Origin of the sequence: Pseudomonas sp. GM24 (genome assembly GCF_000282235.1) — a bacterium.
Classification (GTDB): Bacteria; Pseudomonadota; Gammaproteobacteria; order Pseudomonadales; family Pseudomonadaceae; genus Aquipseudomonas.
On sequence record NZ_AKJR01000351.1, the window covers coordinates 1 to 3,445 of the forward strand.

Annotated in this window: 3 protein-coding genes; all 3 read left to right on the top strand. The window is 61.3% G+C overall.

The genetic code is table 11. The features are described 5' to 3' along the window. Positions 1 to 158 precede the first annotated feature (158 nt). The 3 genes from PMI23_RS28195 (at position 159) to PMI23_RS28205 (ending at position 3,358) form a co-directional block, all read left to right on the top strand. Positions 159 to 1,043, top strand: coding sequence for a LysR substrate-binding domain-containing protein (locus tag PMI23_RS28195; RefSeq protein WP_007915644.1), 885 nt, complete (start codon positions 159 to 161; stop codon positions 1,041 to 1,043). Positions 1,044 to 1,142: 99 nt separating this feature from the next. Then, the gene (gene aguA, locus PMI23_RS28200; protein WP_007915645.1) at positions 1,143 to 2,258 is read left to right on the top strand and encodes an agmatine deiminase; all 1,116 of its coding nucleotides are present in this window, start codon (positions 1,143 to 1,145) and stop codon (positions 2,256 to 2,258) included. Positions 2,259 to 2,260: 2 nt separating this feature from the next. Continuing rightward, on the top strand, positions 2,261 to 3,358 hold the full coding sequence (locus tag PMI23_RS28205; RefSeq protein WP_007915647.1) for an extracellular solute-binding protein: 1,098 nt from the start codon (positions 2,261 to 2,263) through the stop codon (positions 3,356 to 3,358). Positions 3,359 to 3,445 lie beyond the last annotated feature (87 nt).

Consider the following 3,445-nt stretch of genomic DNA (forward strand, 5'->3'; position numbering starts at 1 on the left):
GTCGATTATGGATTCACCCAAGCACGTTCAGGTCGGCGTACATCGTCAATATCCCCCGATCGGCCCCCTCTCCCTCCGGGAGAGGGCTGGGGTGAGGGTAACGGGCTGGACTCATATCGACGAGCCAGTCAGCATGACCCAAAAAACGGACCCCCCCTATGCGACGACTCCCCTCACTGGCCGCCCTGCGCACCTTCGAATGCGCCGCTCGCCACGCGCATTTCGGCCGTGCAGCCGCCGAACTGTGCGTCACCGACAGCGCCGTCAGCCATCAGATCCGCCAGCTCGAAGAACAACTCGGCGTCTCACTCTTCATCCGCGAAGGCCGACAAATCCGCCCGACCATCGCCGCCGGGCGGCTGATGCAAAGCCTGCAACAAGCCTTCGAACTGATCGGCGATGCCTGCGATGAATTGCGCGATCCGTCGTCGCTGGCCGTGCTCAGACTGGCCGTAACCGCCGAACTCGCGCAGAAATGGTTGATGAGTCGCCTCACTGATTTCTACGCGCGTTATCCGCACATCACCTTGCACCTCTACGAACAACCGATCGACGCCACGGCGCCCGGCGAAGACATCGACCTGGCGATCACCTATGGCACCGGCCCGGTGGACAGCAGCGCCTACTTCGTGCGGCCGCTGCCAGCCTTGCAGTTCTTCCCGGTGTGCAGCCCCGGCCTGTTCAACCAGGGCAGCTTGAAAACCCCGAAGGATCTGGCCCGTCACTGCCTGCTGCACGACGATCAGGACGGCAAGACCTGGACCGCGTGGCTGACCAGCCACGCCGGTGATCTACGTCCGCAGCGTCAGTTGTATTTCGCCCACGCTGGTTTGGCGTTGGAAGCGGCGGCGCAAGGGCAGGGCGTGGCCATGGGCGATAACCTCACCGCGCAGGAGGATTTACAGAGTGGTCGCCTCGTGCGGCCCTTCGCCTCCAGCATGACTGCCCTCGGCCAATATGCGTTGGTCTGTGAACGGCTGCGGCTGGAGCGCCCGGCGGTGGCGCAGATGCTCGAATGGTTCAACGATCAACTGGCCGATTGATGAGTTGAATTCAACTGTTCCGCAATAATCATCGTTGGCGGGCGTACTGCGTGCGCCCTTAGCCTGTGGTCATTCCCATCGCGAAGACGAGGTTTGACCATGGCACGTTTGCTCGACTCCACCCCCAAACAGGACGGCTTCCGTCTGCCCGGCGAATTCGAAACCAAGTCCGGCTGCTGGCTCGGCTGGCCGGAGCGCACCGATGTCTGGCGCAACGGCGCGAAACCGGCGCAGAAAGTCTGGGTGCAGATCGTCACCGCCATCTCCCACAGCGAACCGGTCACCGTCTGCGCATCGGCCGCGCAGTTCGCCACGGCGCGTCGGCAGTTGCCGCCGCAAGTGCGCGTGGTCGAGATGACCTGCAACGACACCTGGTTTCGCGACAGCGGCCCATGCTTTGTGGTCAACGATCAGAGCGGTGAAGTGCGCGGCGTCGACTTCGAATTCAACGCCTATGGCGGTCTTGACGGCGGCCTGTATTACCCGTGGGACAAGGATGATCAGATCGCCAGCAAGATCCTCGAGATCGAGCGCTTCGACCGCTACCGAGCGCCGCTGATTGCCGAGCTGGGCGGCATCCAGAGCGACGGTCAGGGCAGCATCCTCACCACCGAACAATGCCTGCTCAACCGCAATCGCAACCAGCATCTGGGCAAGGACGAAGTCACCCGACGCCTGACTGATAACCTCGGTGCCGAGCAAGTGATCTGGCTGCCACGCGGCTGCAAGTTCGACGAAACCGATGGCCATGTCGATGACCTCGCCTGCTTTGTGCGTCCCGGTGAAGTGGTGTTGCAATGGACCGACAACCGCGACGATCCGCAGTGGGAAATTTATCAAGAAGCCTACGACATCCTGCGCAGCATCCGCGACAGCCGTGGCCGCGAGTTGATCGTGCACAAGCTGCCGCAACCGGACGTGCTCGAGTGGACCGCCGAAGAAGCCGACGGCCTCGATCAGCAGGACAGCACCCACACTCGTCAGGCCGGCACGAAAATCTGCGCGTCGTACATCAACTACTACGCCGGCAACAGCTCGATCGTGGTGCCGCTGTTTGGTGATCGTAACGACAAGGTTGCCATGGCGACGCTGGCCGAACTGTTCCCGCAGCACAAGATTGTCGGCATCGAGAACTCCCGGGAAATCCTTCTCGGCGGCGGCAACGTCGCGTGCATCACCATGCCGCAATACGCCGGCCTGAAAAAAGGAGCCTGACCATGCGCCTGCACAAACTGACTCAAGCCTTGATGCTGGTGCTCGCCCCCTTGTGTGTGCAGGCTGCCGACACCGCCAAACCGGTAGTAAATCTGTACATCTGGGGCGAGTACCTGGCGCCGGATACCCTGAAGAATTTCGAGGCGCAGACTGGCATTCATGTGGTCGCCGATCACTTTGATTCGCTGGAAACCGTCGAGACCAAACTGCTTACCGGGCGCAGCGGTTACGACTTGGTGTTGACCGCCGGACAGCACCTGTCGCGGGCCATCGAGAGCGGCGCGATCCAGCCGTTGGACCAGGCCCGGGTGCCGCACTTCGCCGGGGTTGGTGAAGAGTTTCGCCAGCACATGGCGGTGTTCGATCCGGGCAATCGCTATGCCGGGATTTACGCCTGGGGCACCACTGGCTTCGGCTATCAGGAGGAGGCGATAAAACAGCGGTTACCCGAGGCGCCGACGGACAGTTGGGCGATGTTGTTCGATCCGGCGGTGGTTTCGAAATTCGCCGATTGCGGGGTCAGTCTGCTCAACGATCCCAACGAAGTGTTCGCCGCTGTCATGAAGTACATGGGGCTGGACATCAACCGGCAGAACCTCGATGACTTGAAACTCGCCGAGCAGCAACTGGCGAAGATCCGGCCGTATATCCGCTATTTCGACAATGATCTGAATATCAGCGATCTGGCCAATGGCAATACCTGCGTGGCGATGTCGTGGAACGGCAATGTCGCCATTGCGGCGGGGCAGGCGGAGGCGGCGAAGAAGCCGTTCACATTGAGTTACCGGATTCCGAAAGAGGGCACGTTGATCTGGTTCGATGCCATGGTCGTGCCCAAGGACGCGCCGCATCCCCAGGCCGGGTTGGCGCTGATGGATTATCTGATGACGCCGGAAGTGATTGCGCCGATCACCGACACCATTCACTACGCCAATGCGATCACGGCGGCGGATGGTTTGGTGGACGCGTCGATTCGTAATGATCCGGGGACGTATCCGTCCGCGCAGGTCAGGGCTTCGCTGTACAGCAAGAATGACAATGGCAAGGCGTTCAATCGGGCTTTGATCCGGGCGTTCAGCCGGTTGAAATCCGGGCTTTGAAAAGCGGGCCCTCACCCCAGCCCTCTCCCGGAGGGAGAGGGAGCCGACCGAGGTGTCTTGCGTTATACATCGACCTGAAAGACCGAG